The 20,638-nt window shown below is 72.2% G+C and carries 18 protein-coding genes; 6 read left to right on the plus strand and 12 right to left on the minus strand.

Annotated elements, in window-relative coordinates; genetic code table 11:
- Positions 1-41: 41 nt before the first annotated feature.
- Both purU and FBY22_RS38655 read right to left on the minus strand, forming a co-directional pair.
- Positions 42-926 carry a formyltetrahydrofolate deformylase gene (purU, locus tag FBY22_RS38650; protein ID WP_142152875.1) on the minus strand — a complete coding sequence of 295 codons (885 nt, stop codon included), beginning with the start codon at positions 924-926 and terminating at the stop codon, positions 42-44.
- A 46-nt stretch (positions 927-972) separates the two neighbouring features.
- Positions 973-1,473 (minus strand): SCO4402 family protein, encoded by a 501-nt coding sequence (locus FBY22_RS38655; protein WP_142152877.1) that lies wholly within the window; start codon positions 1,471-1,473, stop codon positions 973-975.
- 117 nt (positions 1,474-1,590) lie between these two features.
- Here FBY22_RS38655 and FBY22_RS38660 point away from each other — a divergent pair, with 117 nt between their 5' ends.
- A complete protein-coding gene (locus FBY22_RS38660) occupies positions 1,591-2,898 on the plus strand; it encodes an ABC transporter substrate-binding protein (protein ID WP_142152880.1) in 1,308 nt (435 codons plus the stop codon).
- 25 nt (positions 2,899-2,923) lie between these two features.
- On the opposite strand, the gene FBY22_RS38665 is transcribed toward FBY22_RS38660, so the two are convergent.
- Together FBY22_RS38665 and FBY22_RS38670 are read right to left on the minus strand one after the other, a co-directional pair.
- Positions 2,924-4,609 carry a hypothetical protein gene (locus tag FBY22_RS38665; RefSeq protein WP_142152882.1) on the minus strand — a complete coding sequence of 562 codons (1,686 nt, stop codon included), beginning with the start codon at positions 4,607-4,609 and terminating at the stop codon, positions 2,924-2,926.
- A 189-nt stretch (positions 4,610-4,798) separates the two neighbouring features.
- Entirely contained in the window at positions 4,799-6,184 is a 1,386-nt protein-coding gene (locus FBY22_RS38670; RefSeq protein ID WP_142152884.1) for a transcriptional regulator, read from the minus strand.
- A gap of 328 nt (positions 6,185-6,512) precedes the next feature.
- Here FBY22_RS38670 and FBY22_RS38675 point away from each other — a divergent pair, with 328 nt between their 5' ends.
- From FBY22_RS38675 to FBY22_RS38685, 3 genes are all read left to right on the plus strand, one after another.
- Positions 6,513-7,175 carry a bifunctional DNA primase/polymerase gene (locus FBY22_RS38675; RefSeq protein ID WP_142152886.1) on the plus strand — a complete coding sequence of 221 codons (663 nt, stop codon included), beginning with the start codon at positions 6,513-6,515 and terminating at the stop codon, positions 7,173-7,175.
- A gap of 79 nt (positions 7,176-7,254) precedes the next feature.
- Positions 7,255-8,025, plus strand: a complete 771-nt coding sequence (locus tag FBY22_RS38680) for an ABC transporter ATP-binding protein (RefSeq protein WP_142152888.1) — start codon at positions 7,255-7,257, stop codon at positions 8,023-8,025.
- Positions 8,022-9,617, plus strand: coding sequence for a transporter (locus tag FBY22_RS38685; protein ID WP_142152890.1), 1,596 nt, complete (start codon positions 8,022-8,024; stop codon positions 9,615-9,617). Before FBY22_RS38680 ends, FBY22_RS38685 begins: the two co-directional genes overlap by 4 nt.
- Positions 9,618-9,806: 189 nt before the next feature.
- Here FBY22_RS38685 and FBY22_RS38690 read toward each other — a convergent pair whose 3' ends face one another.
- Positions 9,807-10,727, minus strand: a complete 921-nt coding sequence (locus FBY22_RS38690; protein ID WP_142152892.1) for an alpha/beta fold hydrolase — start codon at positions 10,725-10,727, stop codon at positions 9,807-9,809.
- Positions 10,728-11,221: 494 nt separating this feature from the next.
- Positions 11,222-11,914, minus strand: coding sequence for a metal-dependent transcriptional regulator (locus FBY22_RS38695; RefSeq protein ID WP_058924701.1), 693 nt, complete (start codon positions 11,912-11,914; stop codon positions 11,222-11,224).
- A gap of 261 nt (positions 11,915-12,175) precedes the next feature.
- On the opposite strand from FBY22_RS38695, the gene FBY22_RS38700 reads away from it, so the two are divergent.
- The gene (locus FBY22_RS38700) at positions 12,176-12,931 is read left to right on the plus strand and encodes an SIS domain-containing protein (protein ID WP_142152894.1); all 756 of its coding nucleotides are present in this window, start codon (positions 12,176-12,178) and stop codon (positions 12,929-12,931) included.
- Positions 12,932-12,973: 42 nt separating this feature from the next.
- Here the strand turns inward: FBY22_RS38700 and FBY22_RS38705 are convergent, their stop codons facing one another.
- The 3 genes from FBY22_RS38705 to FBY22_RS38715 form a co-directional block, all read right to left on the minus strand.
- A complete protein-coding gene (locus tag FBY22_RS38705; protein ID WP_142152895.1) occupies positions 12,974-14,380 on the minus strand; it encodes a PAS domain-containing protein in 1,407 nt (468 codons plus the stop codon).
- 163 nt (positions 14,381-14,543) lie between these two features.
- Complete coding sequence (locus FBY22_RS38710) at positions 14,544-15,365, minus strand: GNAT family N-acetyltransferase (RefSeq protein WP_142152897.1); 822 nt, start codon at positions 15,363-15,365, stop codon at positions 14,544-14,546.
- 332 nt (positions 15,366-15,697) lie between these two features.
- Positions 15,698-16,801 (minus strand): citrate synthase 2, encoded by a 1,104-nt coding sequence (locus tag FBY22_RS38715; RefSeq protein ID WP_142152899.1) that lies wholly within the window; start codon positions 16,799-16,801, stop codon positions 15,698-15,700.
- A 299-nt stretch (positions 16,802-17,100) separates the two neighbouring features.
- On the opposite strand from FBY22_RS38715, the gene pdxH reads away from it, so the two are divergent.
- Complete coding sequence (gene pdxH / locus FBY22_RS38720) at positions 17,101-17,730, plus strand: pyridoxamine 5'-phosphate oxidase (protein ID WP_399212984.1); 630 nt, start codon at positions 17,101-17,103, stop codon at positions 17,728-17,730.
- Here pdxH and FBY22_RS38725 read toward each other — a convergent pair.
- From FBY22_RS38725 to FBY22_RS38735, 3 genes are read right to left on the minus strand one after another with little or no spacing between them, the layout of a single operon-like run.
- Complete coding sequence (locus FBY22_RS38725) at positions 17,720-18,334, minus strand: TetR/AcrR family transcriptional regulator (RefSeq protein ID WP_174267403.1); 615 nt, start codon at positions 18,332-18,334, stop codon at positions 17,720-17,722. The two genes, pdxH and FBY22_RS38725, sit on opposite strands and share 11 nt — an antisense overlap.
- Positions 18,322-19,056, minus strand: coding sequence for an enoyl-CoA hydratase family protein (locus FBY22_RS38730; protein ID WP_142152903.1), 735 nt, complete (start codon positions 19,054-19,056; stop codon positions 18,322-18,324). Before FBY22_RS38730 ends, FBY22_RS38725 begins: the two co-directional genes overlap by 13 nt.
- Positions 19,053-20,630 carry a 4-coumarate--CoA ligase family protein gene (locus FBY22_RS38735; RefSeq protein ID WP_142152905.1) on the minus strand — a complete coding sequence of 526 codons (1,578 nt, stop codon included), beginning with the start codon at positions 20,628-20,630 and terminating at the stop codon, positions 19,053-19,055. Before FBY22_RS38735 ends, FBY22_RS38730 begins: the two co-directional genes overlap by 4 nt.
- Positions 20,631-20,638: the final 8 nt, after the last annotated feature.

A 20,638-nucleotide genomic window follows, 5' to 3' on the forward strand; every position in this document is an offset into this window, starting at 1 on the left:
CACCCGCGCCCGACGACGTACCGAACCCCCCGAGCCCGCCGCTAGGCGAACACCACGGTTCGGCGGCCGTTCAGCAGAATCCTCCGCTCGGCATGCCACTTCACCGCCCGCGCCAACGCCTGGCACTCCACGTCCCGCCCGATCGCCACCAGCTGGTCCGGCGTGACGTCGTGCCCGACCCGCTCGACCTCCTGCTCGATGATCGGCCCCTCGTCGAGATCCGCGGTCACGTAGTGCGCGGTCGCCCCGATGAGCTTGACCCCCCGGGTGTGCGCCTGGTGATACGGCTTCGCACCCTTGAAGCTCGGCAGGAACGAGTGGTGGATGTTGATGATCCGCCCGCTCAGCTGCTTGCACAGTTCATCTGAGAGCACCTGCATGTACCGCGCCAGCACGACCAGTTCGACGTCGTTCTCCCGGACGACCTCGAGCAGCCGCGCCTCGGCCTCCGCCTTGGTGTCCTTCGTCACCGGAATGTGGTGGAAGGGAACGTTGTACGAGGCCACCAGCTCGGCGAAGTCCGTGTGGTTGGACACCACGGCCGCGATCTCCACGGGCAGCGCGCCGATACGGGCCCGGAAGAGCAGGTCGTTCAGGCAGTGCCCGAACCTGCTGACCATCAGGACGATCCGCATCTTCTCGTCGGCCCGGTTGATCTGCCAGTCCATGTGGAAGGCGTCACCGATCGCGGCGAAACTGGCGCGCAGCTTGTCCACCGTCACCGGCTCGTCCGCCGAGAAGTGGACGCGCATGAAGAACAGACCCGTGTCGTGGTCGCCGAACTGCTGACTGTCCTCGATGTTGCAGCCGGTCATGAACAGGTAGCTCGACACGGCGTGCACGATGCCCTTCTTGTCCGGGCAGGAGAGAGTGAGGACGTACTGGTCGGCGGGGTTCGCCGCGGCTCGGGTGGACTGCTCGCTCATGCAGGACAGGGTCCCATAAGTGAACTCGGGTCCGAACCGGCGTCCGCTAAGCGGAACGCGTCATGATCCGCAGCACCTCGAGGGTGCGCGGCGGCGCGTCCGGGTCCTCACCGTCGGACACGGCCATGCGTACGTGCGCGTCCCGCGCCGCCCGTACCGCCTCCGGCCAGCCCTGGTGCTCCAGGTACGCGGAGACCGGCGCGTCCGGCCCGACCTGGTGCATGATCCGCAGCACGCGCAGCACGGCGGTGTCGACGAGGGCCGCCTCCTGGGAGTCCCGGAAGATCGTGCCGACGTACTTCTCGGCGGACCAGTTGTCCAGCCAGGTGTCCTCGACCAGGCGGTACACGGCGTCGGTGACGTCCCCGTACCCGTCGACGCCGGCCAGCCAGACGTTCTGCTGGAACCCCGGGTCGGAGAGCATGTGCAGCGCGGAGCGCACATTGCTGCGCCAGCGCCACCACGGCATGTCGTTCAGTGGCATACCGCCCATGGTGGAGGAGCGACGACCGCGACGGGAAGAGTTGTCCGAACCTTGCACGGTCACCGATCGTACGTTCTTTCGCACCAGCGCCTCACCAGCCCCCGCAATTCACCTGCACGTCACCGATCAATAACCGTAGGTCACCTCGGGGTTGGCGATGTGACGGAAGCGTGTGTGTCCATGACCGGCAGGCGACGCTTCCGCAGCACCTTCCTCCCCACACGCACCCGGCCCGGCAGAGCGACCGCCCTCGCGGCGGGAGCCCTGGCGGTGTGTGCGTCCCTCGCCACCGGATGCGGGGTCATCCCCGGTACCACGGGGGGTGCCGGGGACGGCCCGATCACGGTGATGACCTGGGCGCCACAGGGCACCAAGGCCACCAACAAGCCCGGCATGCCGGCCTTCGCCCAGGCCTACGCCCGGTACGTCAACGCCCACGGCGGCCTGGGCGGCCGCAAGCTCAAGGTCCTGACCTGCAACGACCACAACGACAGCGTGGCCGCCGCCAAGTGCGCGCGGACGGCCGTCAAGCAGAACGTCGTCGCGGTCGTCGGCTCCTACAGCCAGTACGGCGAGTTCTACCTCCCCGACCTGGAGGGCGCCGGCATCCCCTTCATAGGCGGCTACGGCGCCACCACCTCCGAGTTCACCAGTCCGCTGTCCTACCCGGTCAACGGCGGCCAGCCGACGCTGCTGGCCGGCCTCGGCAAGGAACTCGCCGCGAGCTGCGGGCCCGTCGCGCTCGTCCGTCCCGACACCATCGCGGGCGACGAGCTTCCCCCCATGCTCGACTCCGGCCTGAAGGCCGGCGGGCACCGGCCCTTGATCGACCAGCGGGCCGCGGACGACACGAACGAGTACGCGGGGCCGGCCGAGAAGGCCCTGGCCGCCACCGCCGTCGACTCGGTGAAGAGGGGGTGCGCGATCCCCGCGCTCGGGGACCGCACCAGCACCTTCATGGACTCCTTCCGGCGCGAACGCGACGAGTATCCGGCGGTGCGGACCGCGGCCACCCTCGACAGCGTCGACCAGACGGTGATCAACGAGTCCGGCGGCACGTCGGGTCCGTACGAGGGCTCTTACGTCACCGGCTGGTATCCGGTGTCGAGCGACGCGCGCTGGGCCCCGATGAAAAAGGTGATCAGCGAGCAGGCCTTCGGCGACAACCGGATCGACGCCGGTGACGTCGGCGTGCAGACGACCTGGATCGCCTACACGGTGTTCAAGAAGGTCGTCGACTCGCTGGGCGGCGGGAACGTCACCGCCGACTCCGTGCGCCGCGCCCTCGACGACGGCCTGAAGGTCACCACCGGCGGACTGACACCGCCCCTGAAGTGGAGCGACCAGGGTCCGGTGGCCACCATCGGCTTCTCCCGGATCGTCAACACGGACGTGACGCTGCAGGTCGTACGACAGGGGCAGCTGGTGACGGCGAAGCCGGGCTTCCTCGACGTGGCGAAGACCCTGCAGGGCGCGGACGTCGACTGACCGTCCGCGCCACGCCGGGACCGGCTCAGAGCTGGGTCGGTCCGCGCTGGGTCAGGCCGTACGACTTCGCGATGGAGTTCCACAGCCGCGAGGCCCTGAGCTTCTGCTGGCTGGCGGTGCCGCTCGCGGCGTTGCCCGCCGCGGTCTGCCCGGTGGAGCGGGCCTGGCCCTTGTGGCAGCCCTTCCGACCGCCGACCTGGTCGGCCCAGGCCGCGTAGTGGTTGTCGGCGGACGCGGAGGCCTGCCAGGCCTTGGTGAGGGCCGCGGTCAGGTCGGCGTGGGCCGGGAGCCGGTCCACGGACAGGCCGGACAGCCGGGTGACCAGCTCGCCGCGCTGCTTGGCGGCGGCCCGCAGATCCGAGGCCGCGGCGCCCAGGTTCCGGCAGGCCTTGACGTCGGCCACCGCGTTGATCACCGACGCCCGGCTGTTGCCGCTGTCGGCCAGGAGCTTGTCCAGCGCGACGGCCTGCTGCTTGGCGGGGTCGGCGGACGGTGAGGCCGAGCCGTCGCCGGCCGGGGCCGTGGCGGAGACCGGCTGGTTGTTGTCCTTGCCGTCGTCCCCGCCGCCACCGCCCAGCAGCGCGCCCGCGCCGACGCCGAGCACGACGATGCCGATGCCGACGGCCGCGATCAGCGGCACGCGCGACTTCGTACGGCCGCCGCGTCCGCCCCGGCCGCCGCCGTCGTCGTCGCGTCCCGGCGGGAAGTACGAGGACTGTTGGCCGCCGTAGGCGGGCTGCTGCCGGGGCTGCGGCTGCTCGAAGCGCGGCAGCTGCTGCGTGGAGCCCGCCGGGGCCTCGCCGCCCGGTGCGCCGCGGAAGAGGTTGTCGAACTCGGCGGGCGGCTGACGGTGGTCGCCCACCGGCGGGATGTACTGCGTGGCCTGTGCGTCCGGGTCGGCGGCGGGCGGCAGCGGCCCGGCACCGGCCCGGTCCGGCCGGCCGAGGAACTGGGTCGCCTCGCCGGAGTGGTGGCCACCGGTCTGGGGCGGCAGCGCGCCGGGGCCCACGGGCGGCAGGAACTGGGTGGCGCCCTCGTCCGCGGGCACGGGCGGCAGATACTGTGTCGCCCCCTCACTGCCGGGCACACCGCCGGTGACCGGGGGTATGACCTGGGTGGCGCCCTCGTCCGCGGGCGGCAGGGGGGCACCGAAGGCGGCGGGAGCGGCGTAGCCGGGGGCGCCCGGATAGGGGTTCGCCGGCGGCAGTGGGGAGCCGGACGTCGGCTGCTGGGCGGCGGGCGCGTAGCCGTCGTTCGGCGAGGCGCCCGGCATGGGCTGCGCCGCGCCGCCGTGGGACGCGGACGGCGCGCCCTCCTGCGGCAGCGGCTGTGACGCGGCGCTCCACTGGTCCGTGGCCGGCTGCTGGTACGGGCCGGGCGTGCCCCAGGACTGGGCCGGCGGGGTGTCCCAGCCCTGGCCCGGCGCCGGGGGCGCGGTCTCCTGCCGGTCGGGGCCCCAGGGCGTGCCCCAGGACTGGCCGCCGGGCGGCGCCGAGGCCGGCGTCTGCGGCCCGGGCTGCTGCCCGGCGTAGGGGTCGCCGTACTGCGCGGTGTGCGATCCGCCCTGATCGCCCTGCGGCGATCCGTTCCGCGGGCCGGCCTGGTTGCCCAGCATGCCCGGCAGCAACGGTTCGCCGCCGTCGGAGGGCAGCACGATGCCTTCGCGCGCCTGGCGCTGCGAGGGCTCCTCGCTCTGTCCACTCTGCGTCACCGGGACTCCTACTAATGGGGGACCTTGTGAAACCGTCGGCTCACGCTACCGGGTCCCCCGAGCCGGGTGCGACACAGCTCAGGGCGCAACCTGCTCCCCTGTGACGGCGGTAACAGGGGAGCTTTGCAGGTCGTCGTATATGTCCACCTCCGATCGAATCAGATCGTCAACCAACCGTTTCCCGCCCGTTCACGCCGCCGCCTGCAGCTCCATCCGGGCCCCGAACTCCCGTACCACCGGCTCCTCCTGGTACGGCTGGAGCCGCTGCTGGAAGTCCTCCAGGTACTCGGCGCCCCGGTTGGAGCGCACGCTCTCCAGCAACTCCACCGCTTTGAGGCCGGTGTTGCAGGCCTGCTCGATCTCGCGCTGCTGCACCTGCGCGGTGGCCAGCAGCACATAGCCGATGGCCCGCCTGCGCGCCTTCGTCTCCGGCAGCCCGGCCAGCGACTCCTCCGCACGCCGCGCCGCCGCGTCGGCCTGTCCGAGGTCGCGGTGGCAGTGCGCCAACTCGTCGGCCAGATAGGCCTCGTCGAAGTGCGCGATCCACACCGGGTCGTCCCCGGAGGCGGAGTCGGCCGCCTCCAGCGCGCTCACCGCCCGCCCGGACGCCGTCTGAGCCGCCCGCGCATCGCCCATCAGGGCGTGCCCGCGCGCCTCCGCCGCGTGGAACATGGCTTCCGCGCGCGGGGTGACGCGCCCGCGCGCCCCCTCCTGCGCCGCCCGCGCCAACTGGGCGATCTCGCGCGGGTTGCCGAGCTGTGCGGCGAGGTGGCTCATGGAGGCGGCCAGCACATAGCCGCCGTAGCCGCGGTCGCCCGCCGCCTGGGCGAGCCGCAGCGCCTGGATGTAGTACCGCTGGGCCAGGCCGGGTTGGCCGGTGTCGACGGCCATGTACCCGGCGAGTTCGGTGAGTCGGGCGACCGCGGCGAACAGGTCGCGCCCCACCGCCTCCCGGTAGGAGCCCGCCAGCAGGCCGGAGACGACGCTGTTGAGGTAGTGCACGACGACCGGGCGCACATGCCCGCTGCCGTACTGGTGGTCGAGGTCCACGAGCGCCTGCGTCATCGCCTGCACGGCGGCCACGTCGGACTGGCCGACCCGCGGCCCCGCCGAGCGCGCCACCTGCGAGTCGGGCGAGGAGATCAGCCAGTCACGGCTGGGCTCGACGAGCGCGGAGGCGGCGACGGACGAGCCGGACAGGAAGTCCCGCCGGCCGACGTCGCTGCGCCACAGCTCGCAGACCTGCTCGATGGCCCCCAGGACCGTCGGCGAGAACTGCAGGCCGACGCCGGAGGCGAGGTTCTTGCCGTTGGCCATGCCGATCTCGTCGATCGTGACCGTGCGGCCCAGTTTGCGGCCCAGCGCCTCGGCGATGATCGCGGGCGCCCGGCCCCGCGGCTGCTGTCCGCGCAGCCAGCGGGCCACGGACGTCTTGTCGTAGCGCAGGTCGAGGCCGTGCTCGGCACCGCACATGTTGACGCGGCGGGCGAGCCCGGCGTTCGAGCACCCCGCCTCCTGGATGAGCGCCTGCAGCCGTTCGTTCGGCTGCCGCGCGACGAGAGGCCTTGCGGCCATTGGCACTACCCCCTGTGGCTGCGGTGCCTGCCCACGCACCGAGTTGGCGTGTCTTCCACGACCGAACCCCCCGCCGTTCAGGGCGAAAAGATCCGGCCTCGAAGATCAATGCCCCGCCGACATGCGCAAAATGCGCGTCATGCGAGGAATTCCGAGGATTGCCTGGGTAAGGGCCTCTTGAAGGGAAGCCGCCCCCTTCGTGGCTACCCACCTCACGCCGTGGTTCCTCCCGCGCGCCCCCACACGTGCATCCATGCGCCCCGGACGAGGGATCGATGCCCCTCCCCCGCGCGCGTTACGCCCGTAACTCCAGGTGGGTGCGGGAGTTGTGTTCATCGTGGAAGAGACGATCGCGGGCACCGAAGCCGCTCAGATCCCGAAGCAGCGCGGCGAATCGCTGCTGGAGACAGCCGTACGCTACGCCGAGGACCGTCACTGGGACGTCTTTCCCGGCACCTGGCTGGAAGCCGCAGACGGGGTGCAGCACTGTTCCTGCGGCGACGCGGCGTGCGCCGCGCCGGGCGCACATCCCGCGCGGGAGGACTGGGCGACGCAGGCCACGGGCAGTGCGACCGTCGCGCGCCGGATGTGGCAGAAGCAGCCGACGGCGTCGATCCTGCTGCCGACGGGGCGTACGTTCGACGCGATCTCCGTCCCGGAGACGGCCGGGTTCCTGGCGCTGGCCCGCATGGAGCGCATGGAGCTGACGCTGGGCCCCGTGACGCTGACGCCGGACCGGCGGATGCACTTCTTCGTGCTGCCGGGTGCGTCCATGAAGGTGCCCGAGCTGCTGCGCAAGCTCGGCTGGCCTCCCACGTCCCTCGATCTGGCCGTGCTCGGCGAGGGCGCGTACGTGGCCGCCCCGCCGACCCGGTTCGGCTCGCGCGGCGCCGTCCAGTGGGCCTGCCGGCCCACGCCCGCCAATCGGTGGCTGCCGGACGCGGAGGAGCTGACGTCACCGCTGGCCTACGCGTGCGGCCGGGACAGGTGACGTGCGCCCGCGCGGCGGAGCCGGACATCGGGTGCGGCCCGCACCCCTGAGGGGCGCCACCTGCCCGTAGGGTTCACTCATGACCTCAGCCGCCGTACGCGTTCAAGGCCTCTGGAAACGGTTCGGGCAGCAGATCGCGGTCGCCGGGATCGATCTCGAACTGCCGGCCGGGAAGTTCATCGGGCTCGTGGGGCCCAACGGGGCCGGGAAGACCACCACCCTCTCCATGGTGACCGGGCTGCTGCGGCCGGACCAGGGCACCGTCGAGGTCGTGGGGCACGACGTGTGGCGGGATCCGGTGGCCGTGAAGGCGCGGATCGGGGTGCTGCCGGAGGGACTGCGACTGTTCGAGCGGCTGTCGGGACGCGAACTGCTCGTCTACAGCGGCCGGTTGCGCGGACTGCCCGGCGCCGAGGTCGACAAGCGGGCCACCCAGCTGCTCGACGTGCTGGACCTGGCCGGCGCCCAGCACAAGCTCGTCGTCGACTACTCGACCGGCATGCGCAAGAAGATCGGGCTCGCGGCCGCCCTGCTGCACAATCCCGAAGTGCTCTTCCTGGACGAGCCGTTCGAGGGCGTGGACCCGGTGTCCGCGCAGACCATCAGGGGCGTGCTGGAGCGCTACACCGCGTCGGGCGCCACCGTCGTCTTCTCCTCCCACGTCATGGAGCTCGTCGAGTCCCTGTGCGACTGGGTCGCCGTGATGGCCGCCGGCCGCATCCGCGCCCAGGGCACCCTCGCCGAGGTCCGCGGCGAGGCCCCCTCGCTGCAGAAGGCGTTCCTGGAACTCGTCGGCGCGGGCGGCCGCGACACCGGTTCCGATCTCGACTGGCTGGGCGGCGGACGATGACGACCGCCGACGTCACCGCCGTCGTCGTACGGCTGAAGCTGTCGCTGCTGCGCAACGGGCTGCGGCAGTCGGGGGGCCGGCGGGCCGCCTACGTGGTCTCCGCCGTCGTCGTGCTGCTCTTCGGGGCGCTGCAGCTGCTGGGCCTGGCCGCGCTGCGCGGCCACGCGCACGCCGAGTCGGTGGTCGTCCTGCTGACGGCCGTACTGGCGCTGGGCTGGGCGGTGATGCCGCTGTTCTTCCCCGGCGGGGACGAGACCCTGGACCCGACCCGCCTGGTGATGCTGCCGCTGCGCCCGCGGCCTCTGGTACGGGCCCTGCTGGCGGCCTCCCTCGTCGGCATCGGGCCGCTGTTCACCCTGCTCCTGCTGACCGGCTCGGTGATCACCGTCGCGCACGGCGGAGCGGCGTACGCCGTCGCCGTCGTCGCCGTCGTGCTGGCCCTGCTGGTGTGCGTGGCCCTCGCGCGGGCCGTCGCCGCCGCCAACATCCGGCTGCTGACCAGCCGCAAGGGCCGCGATCTGGCGGTGCTCAGCGGGCTCGTCATCGCGATCGGCGCGCAGGTGGTCAACTTCGGCGCGCAGCGGCTGGGTTCGAGCGGGCTCGCGCAGCTCGCTCCGGCGGGCGACGTGGCGAAGTGGGTGCCGCCCGCCTCGGCGATCGGCGCGGTGGACTCGGTGAGCTCCGGTGCGTACGGGGCCGCCGCCGCCCAACTTGCGCTGAGCGCGGGCGCGTTGGCCGCCCTCATCGCCGTGTGGTCGCGTCATCTGACCCGGCTGATGACCTCGCCCGACGGCTCGACGCTCCAGGTGTCCGCCGAGCCGGCCGCCCGGGGCCGCGCCGGCACCGGCCTCGCGCGGCTGCTGCCGCCCGGCCGCACCGGCACGGTCATGGAACGCAGCCTGCGGTACGTGTGGCGCGACCCCAAGACCAAGGCGGCCTGGGTGACGTCGCTGGCCATCGGCCTGATCGTGCCCGTCTTCAACGCCCTGCAGGGCACCGGCTCCGTGTACTTCGCGTGCTTCGCCGCCGGCATGCTCGGCATCCAGATGTACAACCAGTTCGGCCAGGACACCTCCGCGTTCTGGATCGTCGCGATGACCATCTCCTCCGGCCGGGACGCCTACGTCGAGTTGCGCGGCCGGGCGTTCGCCCTGCTCGTGATCACCCTGCCGTACGCCACCCTCGTCACGGTCGTGACGACCGCGATGCTCGGCGACTGGGCGCGGCTGCCCGAGGTCCTCGGCCTGTCCTTCGCGCTGCTCGGCGCGATGCTGGCCACCGGCGCCTGGACGTCCGCCCGTTTCCCGTACTCCATCCCGCAGGAGGGCTACAAGAACGTGGCCCCCGGCCAGACCGGCCTCGCCTGGATCTCGATCTTCGGCGGCATGGTCTCGGCGGCCCTGCTGGCCGCACCGGTCATCGCCGCCGCGATCTGGGCGAACGTGGCACGGAACGGCGACTCCTGGGGCTGGCTGCTGCTGCCGGCCGGGGCCGCCTACGGCGCGGCGATCACCTGGGCGGGCCTGCGCCTGGCCGCCCCCCGCACGGCGGCCCGCCTCCCGGAGATCCTGACCGCGGTGAGCAAGGGGTGAGAAGCCAGGGCCTGTCGTTCGGATCAGCTCGGCGTCGCGGGCCCTGGTGCGCACTCCCCGGAGGAGGCACCCCCAGCGCTCCGCGTCGACTCCCTCCTCCGCCTTGCAGCTGCACGCTCCCCCACGACCCCGCTCGGGGCCGCCTCGACGCGCCGCCCCCTGCAGCCGACCTGATCCGAACGACAGGCCCTAAGGGCTGGTGAGCACCGCGTCCAGGAATGGCTCGATCGCCGCTCGCCAGCCCTCCGGCTGGTCGTAGTGCACGAGGTGGCCGGCGTCGGTGACCTCCGCGTACTCCCCGCGGGGCAGCACCCGGACCATCTCCTGGGCCTCGGCCCGGCCCAGCTCCCCGTCGAGCCCCCGGACCACCAGCGCCGGGCACCGCACCTGCGCCAGCTCCTCCCAGTGCGCGTCGAAGACCCAGGTCTCCCGGGACTTCAGCATCTGGTCGGGGTCGAAGACGGGCCGCCAGCCGTCGGCGCCCTCGTGCATGACCTCGGCGTAGAACTCCCCGCGCGCGGGGTTGGGCCGCTCGACCCAGGGATCGTCCTCGCCGAACCACTTGCGCACGTCGGCCAGGGTGGCGAAGGGGACGGGCCAGGCCCGGAACCAGTCGGCCCACTCGCGCTGGGAGGCGGCGCCGAGGGCAGAGGCCCGCATGTCGCAGATGATCACGCCTCGTACCAGGTCGGGGCGCTTGGCGGCGAGCTGCCAGGCGGTCAGCGCACCCATGGCGTGCCCGATGAGGACGGCCGGGGCGAGACCGAGCTGTTCGAGCGCGGCCTCCGCGTCCTCGACGTATGCCTCACGGGTGAAGGCGGCCTGTGGGGTCTTGTCGCTCTGGCCATGGCCGCGCTGGTCGAGGGCGACGGCGCGGTGCCGCTCGGAGAGCCAACGGGCGGTGGAGGCCCAGTGCGAGGCGCGGCCCATGAGGCCGTGCAATAACAGGACTCCGGGCCCGTACTCCTGGTGGACCGGCGGGGCGGCCCGGTCCGGGGGGCCGGGCTGTTCGGGTACGAGGGTGGCGGGGTCCGCCTTGGGAGGGTCCCCGAACTCCCAGGCCGCGAGGCGTACGCCACCCGCCCCGGTCACGTCGATGCGTCGCGCCATCGTCTGGCACCCCCCTAGCTCCGCTCGGACCGCTCGCTCCCGCTCGAGCCGGCCGGTCCTGTGAACCGTGTCCTGCCGTGCCGTGCAGCTGCCTGTCTGGTGCGCAGACTATCGAATGGGTATTCGAAAATGCCTCGTCTGCCGACAACACCCCTCGTTCGAGTGACCACGCTCAAGGAATGATCGGCGCTGCCGAGGGGAGATCTTCTGCGGGAGGCGGACCGCTCGGGGAAACCGGTCCGAGGGGAATGACCCTGAGAGCTCGGGGCTCCGGGTCAGCACAGGGGAGGACAGGCCCCGGCGCCGCACGGCGCCGGGGCCCTCCACGCGACTGCGGCACATCCTCCGCCCCCTCCGGTCATATGCCTCACGGGCAAGCCTCGCACGCGCCCCGTCGAAGCGCTGCGATTCGACGCACTGAATCTCGGATTCCACGGACCGTCAAGACGCCCCAACCGCCTTCCCGGCCCCCGGAGTCGACCCGGCCGGCCGCCTCAGCGCTTGGCGACGAAGACGTGGGAGGCCACGTCCGCCTCCAGCTCGGCCGCCTCTCCCCCGCTGCCGACCAGCACACCGCCCGCCGACTCCGTTACGCTCACCACCGAACCGGGCTGCACCCCCGCCCGCCGCAGCGTGTACATCAGCTGCGCGTCCGTCTGGATCGGCTCGCCGATACGGCGCACCACCACCGTCTTGCCGTCCGCGCCCGGGTCCAGGTCCGCCAGCGACACCATGCCCTCGTCCAGGAACGGGTCGGCGCCGTCCTTCTCCCCGAGCTCCTCGAGCCCCGGGATCGGGTTGCCGTAGGGCGATTCGGTCGGGTGCCGCAGCAGCTCCAGCACGCGCCGCTCCACGGCCTCGCTCATCACGTGCTCCCAGCGGCAGGCCTCCGCGTGCACCTGCTCCCACTCCAGGCCGATCACATCGACGAGCAGACACTCGGCCAGACGGTGCTTGCGCATCACGCGCGTGGCGAGCCGGCGGCCCTCGTCCGTCAGCTCCAGATGCCGGTCGGCGGCCACGGCGACCAGGCCGTCCCGCTCCATCCGCGCCACCGTCTGACTCACGGTCGGCCCGCTCTGGTCGAGCCGCTCGGCGATCCGGGCACGCATGGGGACCACACCTTCCTCCTCCAGCTCGAGGATGGTGCGGAGATACATCTCCGTGGTGTCGATCAGTCCGGACATACGTGCCCCTCGATGAGATCTGCCGGAAGCACGAACGGCTACCCGGCGCGTGCGCTGGCCCTGGACTCAATTCTGACGCATAGCACTGACAACCGTGCCGCACCGTTGAAACCACCGGGTTACGGGCGAGTACAGGCCGGTGGCCGGGTCCGGCCACCCGGGCCGCGGGACGGTCCGACGGCCGTATTGACACGGCACTGGTCCAGACCGCACCGTGATCCGCGACACGGACTCCGCACGGTGCGCCCCGAAAGGACCCGCATGAGCGACGGCAGACTGGCCGACCAGTTCCTCGACGCCGCGATCGAACTCCTCCGGCGCGTACGAGACGAGCAGTCGCAGTCCATCACGGCGGCCGGCACCCTGCTCGCCGACACCGTCGCCGACGGCGGCCGCCTCTTCGCCTTCGGCGCGGGACACTCCTCCCTGCCCGCCCAGGACGTCGTCTACCGCGCGGGCGGCCTCGCCCTGATGAACCTCCTCGTCGTACCCGGCGTCGTGGGCGTCGACGTCATGCCGGCCACGCTCGGCTCGGCCCTGGAGCGCGTCGACGGCCTCGCGAGCGCGGTCCTGGACACCTCCCCGCTCCGCGCCGGCGACGCCCTGGTGATCATCTCCCTCTCCGGCCGCAACGCGCTGCCCGTCGAGATGGCCATGAACGCCCGAGCCCTCGGCGTGAAGGTCATCGGCATCACCTCGGTGGCATACGCGACGCAGACCCGCTCCCGCCACGCCTCCGGCACCTATCTCAAGGACCACTGCGACATCGTCCTCGACTCCAAGATCGCCATCGGCGACGCGACCCTCGCCCTGGACACCGTCCCCGCCCCCTTCGCCCCCGCCTCGACCGTCGTCACGAGCGCGATCATGCAGGCGGTGATGGCCACGGCGGCAGGCTCCCTGGCGGACCGCGGCATCGAGCCACCGCTGCTCAGGTCGGGCAACGTGGACGGCGGACACGAGTGGAACGCACGGGTGATGAAGGAGTACGGGGACCGGATCTTCTACCGGCACTAGACCGCGGCCGGACAGCCACCGGGCGACCACACGGCCCGCCGCCTACTCCGGCCCCCCGACCCCCGCCAGATCCAGCGCCGTCGCGATCCGCACGGCCACGTCCTCCGCGTACACAGCGTCGCTCCGCTCGAACGAACTCCGGCCGGCCCCCCGCAGAAACGTCACGACCCCCAGTGTCCGGCCCCGGCTGCGCAACACCGCGCACAACGCGTGCACCGCGTCCGCCGGCCACTGCCGCCCCACGGCCCACTCCCGCGCCTGCTCCGCCGGCACCGACCCGACACTGGCCCGCACCGACCCCGCCCGCTCCACGCACTGCAACGCCGGATGCCCCTGCCCGTACCGCACTGGCAGCCCCGCCGCACCCGTCAGCAGACTCGGCCCCGGTGCCCCGGAAGGCGTCGCCGCGACCCGCACAAGCCGCACCGGTCCCTCCGCCTCCGCGTCGGCCACCGGACCCCCCGCCACCCGGTCGATCAGCGCGTGATCGGCGAATCCGGCCAGCGCGAAGTCCAGATGGATCGTCGCCGCCTCCCGCGGGTCCTCGCACTCCGCCGCCGCCCGGGCCGCCCGGTGCAGCTGGTTCGCCCGGAACCGCAGCAGCGACGCCTCCTGCTCACCCTGCTTGCCCTCGGTGACGTCCACGAACAGCCAGCCGACCCCGAGCGGCACCGGCTCCTCCGCGAGCGGCGAGGCCAGCCGCACGAACCCGCACCGCCAGCACCGCCGCTGCTCGCCCTCCGGCGTGCGCACGCTCACCCAGACCTCGGCCGGCGCGGGCGGCGCGCCCTCCGCCAGCACATGCGTCAGCGCGCTCTCCAGTTCCTCCACACCCTGCGCCAGCAGCTCGCCCAGCGGCCGCCCCAGCGCGGACGTACGGCCGATGCCCAGCGACCGCGCGGCATGCGCGTTCACCACGGCCGGCCGCAGATCGGCGTCGACCAGCACGACACCCCAGCTCGCGTCCTCGAACAGCGCCTCGCTCAGCGCGATCGACCGCTCCAGGTCGATCTGCGTGTGCACCTCGCTGAAGGCGCAGTACACCCCCGCCGGCTTGCCGTCCGGCCCGCGCACGGCCGCCGACTGCGTCCGTACGAGCACCCGTCCGCCGTCCTTGGTCAGCAGCGCGAACTCGTGCACCTGCCGTCCGGGGGCCTCCATGGCGGACATCAGCCGCCCCTCGACCTCCTCGGCGTCCGCCTCCCGCACGGCCCACCCGGCGAACCCGTGCCGCCCCACGGCCTCCGCCGCGGTCCAGCCCAGGATCCGCTCGGCCTCGCGGTTCCAGTGCGTGACGACACCGCCCGCGTCGAAGGCGCACAGCGCCGCGTCCATCCCGTCGAGCAGAGCCGCGAGCAGATCCGAGCCGTCGGGACCCACGGGACCGTCCCGCTCGGGCTCATCGGGCCCCAGCTCGTCGGTGGTCCCACTACGCCGGGAAGCACTCACCTGGACCCCCTGCCAAGCTGCGTCCGCACGTACGGCACGCCGGTTCGCTCACTCGCAATCATCTAACTGGAACGTGACGCAGCACACACCGAGTTCCCACAAGATTGAAGGAATCGTTGCAAGCCGCCTCCGTCTCCAGGATCGGCCCACCGACGGCAGAAGATCAATCCGTTCCGAGCCTGAGATCCACCCACAGATCGCTCTCACCGTCGAGCACGTACCGCTCGGTCTCCACGAACCCCCGCTTCACGGCGAACCGCAGGCCGTCCTCGTTGGCCGCCAGCACACACGTCTCCACGGCCCGCGCGCCCAGCACGCGCGCGTGGGCCAGACCCCGCTCGTACAGAGCCGTACCGAACCCCCGCCCCCGGTAGTCCGGCAGCACACGGGCGATCACGGTCGCCACCGCGCCCTCGCCCTCCGGCGGCCGCACCGTGGAGCACCCGACGAGCACGTCCCCCAGGTACGCGTTCTCCATCCGGTACCGCCCCAGCCGCCCCCGGGCGTCGTCGAGGGACATCGCGGCGGGCGGCACGACCTCGTTGTGCACGTACCGCCACTCCTCCAGCATCTCCACCCCGTGCACGGCCTCGATCCGCAGCTCGCGCCGCCGCGCGTACACCTCGATCTCGATCCTCATCCGGGGATCGGCCAGCCCGCACACCATCATCGTCGCCGCCGGCCGCACCTCCCCGAACGCCCGCCGGAGCACCGGCCAGCAGGGCTCGAAGTCCTCCCGCCCGGGCAGCAGGTACCGCACCCGCACGACGTCCTCCAACCCGCACCCGGCCTGCGCGAGCGCGTCCTGGATGTTCCGCAGACACTGCTCGGCCTGCTCGACGACGTCCTCGGAGATCGTCATGGCCGCGTAGTCGAACCCCGTGGTCCCCGACACATGCACCCACTCCCCGTCGACCACGGCCCGGGCATACCCGATCCGCTCCTCGAAGGAGGACCCGCTGAGAATCGCACGTCGGTTCGTCATGTGCGGAACGCTACCGAGCCGCCCGCGTCGAGGGCTGTCGAAAAAAGCTCTCGAAAAAAAAGAGGTTGATCCCCGGGCCGGGCGGTTCTTACTGTGTGGGCACACAGAAGGGAGGTGGTTCGGCGAATGTATGAATACCGGACGCGTGAGGTGGCTGCGGGCTAGTGGCCCTGCACCACATCTAGTGCGGTGCCGGACCAGCGCGTGAGAGAAGCGCGCAGCCGGCCCAATCCCAAGCAGTCACCCGACCCGCGAGCTCGCCGGTACGTCCGGCCGGCTCCTCCGCCGAGGCGGAGGGACCAGAGCTCGCGGGTCGTCTGCGTTGTGCGGGGTCAGCCGGCGGAGATGCCGTCGTATCCCTGGACCTCGCGCGGTGAGCGGGCGCCGGGGCCGACGTAGCGGGCGGAGGGCCGGACCAGGCGTCCGGTGCGCTTCTGCTCCAGGATGTGCGCCGACCAGCCCGCCGTACGGGCGCAGGTGAACATCGACGTGAACATGTGCGCGGGTACCTCCGCGAAGTCCAGCACGATCGCCGCCCAGAACTCGACGTTCGTCGCCAGGACCCGGTCGGGGCGGCGTGCGTGCAGCTCGGCCAGGGCGGCCTTCTCCAGGGCCTCGGCGACCTCGAAGCGGGGCGCGCCCAGCTCGCGGGCCGTGCGGCGCAGGACGCGTGCGCGGGGGTCCTCGGCGCGGTAGACGCGGTGGCCGAAGCCCATCAGTCGCTCGCCCTTGTCGAGGGCCTGCTTGACGTACGCCTCGGCGTCGCCGGTGCGCTCGATCTCCTCGATCATGCCGAGGACGCGGGAGGGGGCGCCGCCGTGCAGCGGGCCGGACATGGCGCCCACGGCGCCGGAGAGGGCGGCGGCCACGTCGGCGCCGGTGGAGGCGATGACCCGTGCGGTGAAGGTCGAGGCGTTCATGCCGTGCTCGGCGGCGGAGGTCCAGTAGGCGTCGACGGCGGCGACGTGCTTGGGGTCCGGCTCGCCGCGCCAGCGGATCATGAAGCGCTCGGTGATGGAGTGGGCCTTGTCGATCTCGCTCTGGGGGACCATGGGGCGGCCCTGGCCGCGGGCGGACTGGGCGACGTAGGACAGGGCCATGACGGCGGCGCGGGCCAGGTCCTCGCGGGCCTGTTCGGCATCGATGTCGAGCAGCGGTTTCAGGCCCCACACCGGTGCCAGCATGGCGAGGGCCGACTGGACGTCCACCCGGATGTCGCCGGAGTGCACGGGGATGGGGAAGGGCTCGGCGGGCGGCAGGCCGGGGTTGAAGGCCCCGTCGACCAGCAGCCCCCAGACGTTGCCGAAGGAGACGTGACCGACCAGGTCCTCGATGTCGACGCCCCGGTAGCGGAGGGCGCCGCCCTCCTTGTCCGGTTCGGCGATCTCCGTCTCGAACGCGACGACTCCCTCGAGTCCGGGTACGAAGTCGGACATCAGGCGGCTCCTCGTGGTGGGTACGGGCAGAAGTACGGGCGGCTCGGCCACTGGATCCCCGGTCGGTCGTGCGACTCGTGGTCCTTGTGGCCACCCTGGTGATGCCCCGTGCGGCTGGTCGCTCAACCGGAACGACACCAGCACGATATCCCCCAGTGCCATATTTGGGGAGTCTTTGTGGCACTCAGTGCCAGGTGCCGGCTCTCCAGGATGCCGGACGCTGTGCCGGACGGCACACGTGCGTACGGCAAGATGACCGCGTGACCGATCGAAACGCCGTCCCCCTCGATCCCGCCGCCATGCGCAAGCAGTACCGGGCCGAAGGGCTCGCCGAGTCCGATCTGGCCGACACTCCGGTGGCACAGTTCGCGCACTGGTTCGCGCAGGCCGCGACGGAGGCCCATCTCTTCGAGCCGAACGCCATGGTCGTCTCCACGGCCGACGCCCAGGGCCGGCCGAGCTCTCGAACGGTGCTGCTGAAGGGCTTCGACGAGCAGGGCTTCGTCTTCTACACCAACTACGGCTCCCGCAAGGCCCGCGATCTCGCTCAGAACCCGTACGTCTCGCTGCTGTTCCCGTGGCACCACATGGCCCGCCAGGTGATCGTCGGTGGCATCGCCCGCCGCACCGGCCGTGACGAGACCGCCGCGTACTTCCGCACCCGTCCGCACGGCTCGCAGCTGGGCGCCTGGGCCAGCGCGCAGTCCAGTGTCGTCGCCTCCCGGGACGAACTGGACGCCTCCTACGCGGAGCTGGAGGCCCGCTACCCGGAGGGCGAGCAGGTGCCGGTGCCGCCGCACTGGGGCGGCTTCCGGGTGGCGCCGCGGACGGTGGAGTTCTGGCAGGGCCGGGAGAACCGGCTGCACGACCGGCTCAGGTACGTGGCGGAGGCGGACGGGAGCTGGCGGGTGGAGCGGCTCAGTCCGTGAGGATGCGGTCGAGGATGCTCGACCACTGGGCGATCACCCGGTCGCGGCGCCCGGTGTCGTCGGTGAGCAGGTTCGCCAGGCCGAGGCCCCGGGCCATGTCGAGCAGGCCCTGCACGGTCTCCCGTACGCCGGGGCGGGTCTCGTCGGCGCCCAGCAGTTCCACCGCGATCCGGTGGGTCTCGCGGCCGACTCGCGCCTCCAGTTCTGTGACGCGGGGGCGCAGCGGCTCCTCGTTGGACGCGGCCACCCACAGGTGCAGGGCGGCGCGGAACAGGGGTCCTGTGTAGAGGTCGACGAGGGCGGTGACCACGGCCTGCCGGTCGTCGCCCGCTCCGTCGGGGAACAGGGCGCGGATGGCCGTGGACCGTTCCTCGGCGACGAATTCGACGGCCGCGGTGAACAGGTCCTCCCGGGTCGGGAAGTGGTGCTGGGCGGCGCCGCGGGAGACGCCGGCGCGTTCGGCGACGACGGAGACCGTGGAGCCGGCCCAGCCGTGTTCGGCGAGGCAGGCGACGGCGGCCTCCAGCAGACGTTGCCGGGTGGCCCGGCTGCGGTCCTGCTTGGGGGCGCGCTCGCCGCGGTCGGCTGTGGTCACAGCACCCATGTGGGATCCCGTCGTTCCAGGAAGGCCGTCATTCCCTCGCGGGCCTGCGGGGAGGCGAACAGCCGGGCCGAGAGCGCGGTCAGGTGGTCCGCGTCCCGGTCGAAGGCTTCCAGCACCTTAGCCGTGAGCAGTGCCTTCGTCTCCGCCAGACCCTGGGGTGCGGCTCGGCGCAGGCCGTCGAGGACGGGTGCCAGTACGGCGTCGACGTCGTCGCCGGCCGCCGTGAGCAGGCCGATGCGGGCGGCCTCGGTGGCGTCGAGGCGTTCTCCGGTGAGGTAGTAGCGGGCGAGGGCGCGGGGGTCGGTGCGGGGCAGCAGGGGCAGTGAGATGACGGCGGGGGCCACGCCGATGCGTACCTCGGTGAAGGCGAAGGTGGCGTCGGAGGAGGCCAGTGCCATGTCGCAGGCCGCGAGCAGGCCGAGGCCACCGGCGCGGACGTGCCCGGCGACCCGGGCCACGACGGGTTTGGGCAGTTCAACGATCTGCCGCAGCAGTGCGACCAGCGCGTCGGGGTGCGGCGGGTCGCGCAGGTCCGCGCCGGCGCAGAAGGTGTTGCCGGTGTGGGTGAGGACGATCGCGCGGACGTCGGTGTCCTTGGCGCAGTCCGTGAGCGCGTCGGAGAGTTCACCGACGAGGGCGGCGGAGAGCGCGTTGCGGCTGGCCGGGGAGTCGAGGCTGAGGGTTTCGACGCCCCGGGCGCAGGTGCGTCCGACCAGGGTCATGTGCGCTCCTTCAGTGCCCTCAGTTCGCGGCGGAGGATCTTGCCGGAGGCGGCCCGGGGAACGTCGTCGATGAAGGTGACCTGGCGGACGCGTTTGTAGGGGGCGACGTGTTCGGCGACGTACATCATGACCTCGCCCTCCGTGAGGTCGGTGGCGGTGGGCTGGCGGACGACGTAGGCGTGCGGGACCTCGTTGTGCTCGTCGTTGTAGACGCCGATGACCGCCGCGTCGGCGATGCCGGGGTGGGTGAGGAGCAGCGCCTCGAGTTCGGCGGGGGCGACCTGGAAGCCCTTGTACTTGATGAGTTCCTTGACGCGGTCGACGACGAACAGCCAGCCCTCGGCGTCCACGTGGCCGACGTCGCCGGTGTGCAGCCAGCCGTCGTTGTCGATCATGGCGGCGGTGGCGTCGGGGCGACCGAGGTAGCCCTTCATGACCTGGGGGCCGCGGATGAGGATCTCGCCGGACTCGCCGACGCCGAGGTCCTTGTCGGGGTCGTCGAGGGAGACGATGCGCATCTGGGTGCCGGCGATGAGTTTACCGACGGTGCCGGGAGGGGCGTCGCGCATGGCGTCGAGCGGTACGACGTGGGTGCCGGGGGAGAGTTCGGTCATGCCGTAGGCCTGGCCGACGGGCGGCAGGCCCAGGCGCCGGGAGCAGGCTTCGGCGAGGCTCGCGTCGAGTGGGGCCGCCGCGCTGGTGATGTGGGTCAGGGACGACAGGTCGTACTGCTCGACCAGGGGGTGCTTGGCGAGGGCCAGGACGATGGGCGGGGCGACGTACAGGCCGGTGATGCGGTGGTTCTGGATGGCCGCGAGGAAGGTGTCGAGTTCGAAGCGGGGCAGGACGACGACGGTGGCGCCGAGCCTGAGGGGGGCGTTCATCAGGGCGGTGAGGCCGTAGATGTGGAAGAAGGGCAGGACGGCGAGGATGCGGTCGCCGGGGCCGGCCGGCATGGCCGATTCGAGCTGGGCGAGGTTGGTGGCGATCTGACGGTGGGTGAGCATCACGCCTTTGGGGATGCCGGTGGTGCCCGAGGAGTACGGGAGGGCCGCGATGTCCTCGGCCGGGTCGATGTCGACGACCGGGTCGGGCGCGGCGGAGGCCAGCATGTCGATGAGGGAGCGGTGTCCGGGGGCGCTGTCGCAGACGAGGATCTCCTCGACGCCGCCGGCGAGTTCGGCGGCCCTGCGTGCGGTCTCCAGCAGCGGGGAGACGGTGACGATCCAGCGGGCGGCGGAGTCCTTGAGCTGCTTGGCGAACTCCTCGGCGGTGGCGAGGGGGTGCACGGTGGTGACGGCGGCGCCCGCGCGCGTGGCGGCGTAGAAGGCGGTCGGGAAGGCGATGGTGTTGGGGCTGTGCAGGGCCAGTACGTCGCCCTTGCGCACGCCGGTCTCGGTGAGGGCGGCCGCGATGCGCCGGTGGAAGCGGTCGAGCTGTTCGTAGGTGAGGGTGGTGCCGTCGGTGCCGTCGATGAGGGCGGGCGTGTCACCGTACTCGGCGGCCCGGCCCAGGACCGCGTCGTGGATGGGGAGTTCGACTGCGGCTACATCTGCGTACTCGCTCCGGAACACGGTTCCTC

The organism is Streptomyces sp. SLBN-31 (assembly GCF_006715395.1).
Lineage (GTDB): Bacteria > Actinomycetota > Actinomycetes > Streptomycetales > Streptomycetaceae > Streptomyces.